The organism is Glaciibacter sp. 2TAF33, from assembly GCF_052114945.1.
GTDB lineage: Bacteria > Actinomycetota > Actinomycetes > Actinomycetales > Microbacteriaceae > Cryobacterium.
Genome location: NZ_JBFRFS010000026.1, coordinates 1 through 4,847, shown reverse-complemented (window position 1 = coordinate 4,847; position 4,847 = coordinate 1). Strand labels below are relative to the sequence as shown.

2 protein-coding genes and 1 pseudogene are annotated in these 4,847 nt (G+C 68.1%); 2 read left to right on the top strand and 1 reads right to left on the bottom strand.

All coding sequences use genetic code 11. From position 1 onward, the window contains the following. Positions 1-2,651: pyruvate carboxylase (locus tag AB4Y94_RS17750; RefSeq protein ID WP_441729344.1), on the bottom strand; the 2,651-nt coding region annotated here is incomplete at its 3' end. Between the two features lie 32 nt (positions 2,652-2,683). Between AB4Y94_RS17750 and AB4Y94_RS17745 the strand changes: the two are divergent. Then, positions 2,684-3,043 (top strand): annotated as a pseudogene (locus AB4Y94_RS17745) (GntR family transcriptional regulator); the annotation flags it as partial. 87 nt (positions 3,044-3,130) lie between these two features. Next, positions 3,131-4,847: MmgE/PrpD family protein (locus AB4Y94_RS17740; protein ID WP_441729346.1), on the top strand; the 1,717-nt coding region annotated here is incomplete at its 3' end.

The window sequence follows — 4,847 nt, the reverse complement described above, 5'->3', positions numbered from 1 at the left end:
TACAGGGCCAGGTCGCCGACGACTTTCGAGGACGGGGTGACTTTCGGCACCCGGCCGAGGATGGTGTTCGCCGCGGCGTACATGTCCTCGATCAGTTCGAAATGGTCGGCCAGGCCGAGGGCGACGGCCTGGGTGCGGAGGTTGGAGAGCTGCCCGCCGGGGATCTCGTGCTTGTAGACCCGGCCGGTGGGCCCGGCCAGCCCGGACTCGAACGGACGGTACACCAGCCTGACGGCCTCCCAGTACGGTTCCAGGTCGAGCACGTTCTGCAAACGGATGCCGGTGTCCCGGTCGGTGTGCGCGAGCGCGGCGACCAGGGCCGACTCCGACGGCTGGGAGGTGGTCCCCGCCATCGCCGCGGAGGCGACGTCGACCGCGTCGACGCCGGCGTTCGACGCGGCCAGGAGGGTCGCCATCTGCCCGCCCGCGGTGTCGTGGGTGTGCAGGTGCACCGGCAGGTCGAACCGGTCCCGGAACGCGGTGACCAGCTTCGCCGCCGCCGCCGGGCGGAGGAGCCCGGCCATGTCCTTGATCGCGAGGATGTGGGCGCCGGAGTCGACGATCTGCTCCGCCAACCCCAGGTAGTAGTCCAGGGTGTACAAATCCTCCGCCGGGTCCAGGAGGTCCCCGGTGTAGCAGACGGCGACCTCCGCGACAGCGGTCCCGGTGGCCAGGACCGCGTCGATCGCCGGCCGCATCTGCGACACATCGTTGAGGGCGTCGAAGATGCGGAAGATGTCCACCCCGGTCGCGGCGGCCTCCTTCACGAACGCGTCAGTGACCTCGGTCGGGTACGGGGTGTACCCGACCGTGTTCCGGCCGCGGAGCAGCATCTGGATGTTCACATTCGGCAACGCCTCCCGCAGGGACGCCAGGCGCTCCCACGGGTCCTCACCCAAAAACCGCAGCGCCACGTCGTAGGTGGCGCCGCCCCACGCCTCCACCGACAGCAGCTGCGGGGTCAGCCGCGCCACGTACGGGGCGACGGCGACCAGGTCGCGGGTCCGCACCCGCGTCGCCAAAAGCGACTGGTGGGCGTCCCGGAACGTGGTGTCGGTGACCGCGAGGGCGGTCTGGGCGCGGAGGGCGGCCGCGAAACCCGCAGGCCCCAGCTCCAGCAGGCGCTGCCTCGACCCGGCCGGGGCCGGAACGGTGAGGTCCAGCGGCGGGAGCTTCACGGCCGGGTTCACCGTGGTCACCGGGACCCCGTTGGGCTGGTTCACCGTCACATCGGCCAACCAGTTCAGGATCTTCGTGCCGCGGTCCTTGGACTCCCGGCCACGGAGCAACTCCGGCCGCTCATCGATGAACGACGTGGACAGGTTCCCGGCGGCGAAGTCCGGGTCGTCCAGCACCGCCTGCAGGAACGGGATGTTCGTCGACACGCCGCGGATCCGGAACTCCGCCAGGGCGCGCCTGGACCGGATCACCGCGGCGTTGAAGTCCCGGCCGCGGCAGGTGAGCTTGGCCAGCATCGAGTCGAAGTGCGGGCTGATCTGCGCGCCCGGGTTAATGGTTCCACCGTCCATCCGGATCCCCGCACCACCCGGCGACCGGTACGTGGTGATCTTCCCGGTGTCCGGGCGGAACCCGGCCGTGGGGTCCTCGGTGGTGATCCGGCACTGCAACGCGGCGCCGCGGAGCACAATGTTCTCCTGCTGCAGGCCGAGGTCGGCCAGGGACTCCCCCGCGGCGATGCGGATCTGCGACTGGACCAGGTCCACATCGGTGACCTCCTCGGTGACGGTGTGCTCCACCTGGATCCGGGGGTTCATCTCGATGAACACGTGCTGGCCGGCACGCTCCCCGACCGTGTCGAGGAGGAACTCCACGGTGCCCGCGTTGACGTACCCGATCGACCGGGCGAACGCGACGGCATCCTTGTAGAGGGCCTGGCGGATGTCCTCGTCCAGGTTCGGCGCCGGCGCGATCTCGATCACCTTCTGGTGCCGGCGCTGCACCGAGCAGTCCCGCTCGAACAGGTGCACCGTCTCCCCGGTCGCATCCGCCAAAATCTGCACCTCGATGTGACGCGGACGGAGCACCGCCTGCTCCAGGAACATCGTCGGGTCACCGAACGCGCTGTTGGCCTCCCGCATCGCCTCCTCCAAAGACCCGCGGAGCTCCGCCGCCGAACCCACCCGGCGCATCCCCCGCCCGCCGCCACCGGCGACCGCCTTCGCGAAGATCGGGAACCCAATCTCCTCCGCCTGGCTGATCAACAGGTCGACGTCCTTCGACGGCGGGGTCGACTTGAGCACCGGCACCCCCGCCGCGATGGCGTGCTCCTTCGCCGTGACCTTGTTGCCCGCCATCTCCAACACGCTCTTGCCCGGGCCGATGAACGTGATCCCCGCAGCCGCCGCCGCCTCGGCCAGTTCCGGGTTCTCGGAGAGGAACCCGTAACCGGGGTAGATCGCGTCGGCGCCGGACTCGACGGCCACCCGGATGATCTCAGCCACGTCCAAATACGCGCGCACCGGATGCCCCGGCTCACCGATCTGGTAGGCCTCGTCGGCCTTCAGCCGGTGCAACGAGTTGCGGTCCTCGAACGGGAACACCGCCACCGTCTTCGCACCCAGCTCATACGCCGCACGGAACGCACGGATCGCGATCTCACCACGGTTGGCAACCAAAATTTTCGAGAACATGCAGACCTTTCGAGCGTGGCGCATTTCGGATAATGCTCCAGGCGGATTGGGAGACTGAGGCGTCGGTGCCTCCTGAGCGCAGGCTCTTCCTGCTGCACAAGCTATCTCAGGCGCGATGTCGTCGCAATACATTTGCATACAGAAGAAGCGCGATTCTTTCGAGAATTGTTGATTTTGCGCGTGTTATCAGCCAAGCGGGCATGCTGAATTCTTCTGTATGTATACATACTCGCTTTCTCACCGCTACGATGGACACCATGCGAGCCAGCGATGTTGCCTACGAGAGTCTTCGAGACGACATCATCCAGTGGCGCCTGGAACCGGGTACGCCTCTGGCCGAAGTCGAATTGTCCGCCCGCATCGGCGTGTCCCGCACGCCGGTTCGCGAAGCTCTTTCCCGACTGATCGCCGAAGGGCTGGTCTCCAACGCATCCGGCCGCACCGCGGTCGTCACCCCGGTCTCTCGCGAGCACATCCGCATGCTCTTCGAACTCCGTGAAGCACTCGATACCCAGGCGGCCCGGCTGGCCGCGCGGCGACGCGATCCCGAGATTTTCGAGGCATTGAAGCGCGAGTTCCTCGACGTCTCGTCCGGCTTTGAACAGAGCGACACCACTCCGGAGAGCACCAGCACTTCCTACGCCCTCGCCGATCGGCTCGACGAGGCGATCGACGACGCCATGGACAACTCGTACCTGCGCAACGCGTTGAGAGACATCCGTGGTCACCTGGCGCGGGTGCGTCGGCACGCCCACTCCAACCCTCGGCGCCTCGACCAGGCCACTGCCGAACATCTCGTCATCATCGACGCGATCCTGCGCSAGGTCGCGGCCGATCCGGTGGAGGTGTCCGCTGAGGTCACCGAGATGGTGATCAACCGGGTGATCGACAACGCGTCGGTTGCGGCGGCGTCACTGACCCGGAAGCCGGTGGTGTCGGCGCGGTCGCAGGCGCTCTCCCACCCACGCTCGACCGGCGGGGATGGTGCGAATGTGTTCGGTCCGGATGCGGCGATCCGGGTTTCGCCGGAGTGGGCGGCGTGGGCCAACGGGGTGGCGGTGCGGGAGCTCGACTACCACGACACCTTCCTGGCCGCGGAGTACTCGCACCCGGGSGACAACATCCCGCCGATCCTCGCGGTCGCGCAGCATGTGGCCGCCGATCGTGGGCTGACCGGCCGGGACCTCGTGCGCGGCATCGCGACCGGGTATGAGATCCAGGTCGACCTGGTCAAGGCGATCAGCCTGCACAAGCACAAGATCGACCATGTCGCCCACCTGGGSCCGAGCGCGGCGGCCGGGATCGGCGCCCTGCTCGGCCTGCCGATTGAGACGATCTTCCAGGCTGTCGGCCAGGCGCTGCACACCACGACGGCSACSMGGCAGTCSCGGAAGGGCGAGATCTCCAGCTGGAAGGCGCACGCGCCGGCGTTCGCCGGGAAGATGGCCGTGGAAGCCATCGACCGGGCGATGCGCGGKSAGACCAGCCCGACCCCGATTTAYGAGGGCGAGGACGGGGTGATCGCCTGGCTGCTGGACGGTCCGGACGCCTCCTACCAGGTGCCGTTGCCGGCCGCCGGTGAGGCCAAGCGGGCCATYCTCGACACGTATACCAAGGAGCATTCGGCGGAGTACCAGGCGCAGGCGTGGATCGACCTGGCCCGGAAACTCCACGCCGAGCACCCGGCCCTCGCCGACCCGGCCAACGTCGCCTCCGTGGTCATCCACACCTCGCACCACACCCACTACGTGATCGGGTCCGGCGCGAACGACCCGCAGAAGTACGACCCGACGGCGTCGCGGGAGACCCTKGACCACTCGATCCCGTACATCTTCACCGTCGCCCTGCAGGACGGCGCCTGGCACCACGTCGACTCGTACTCCCCGGAGCGGGCGAACCGGCCGGACACCGTCGCGTTGTGGCAGAAGACCACCACGGTCGAGGACCCGGAGTGGACCCGCCGTTACCACTCGCTCGACGTGAACGAGAAGGCGTTCGGCGGGCGCGTGGTGATCACCCTCGCCGAYGGSWSSACCATCGTCGACGAGATCGCGGTAGCGGATGCGCATCCGCTCGGCGCCCGCCCGTTCGGCCGGGCCGAGTACGTGAACAAGTTCCGTACCCTGGCCGGCGACGTGCTCGAACCTGACGAGATCGAACGCTTCCTCGACGTCGCCCAGCGACTGCCGGAACTGA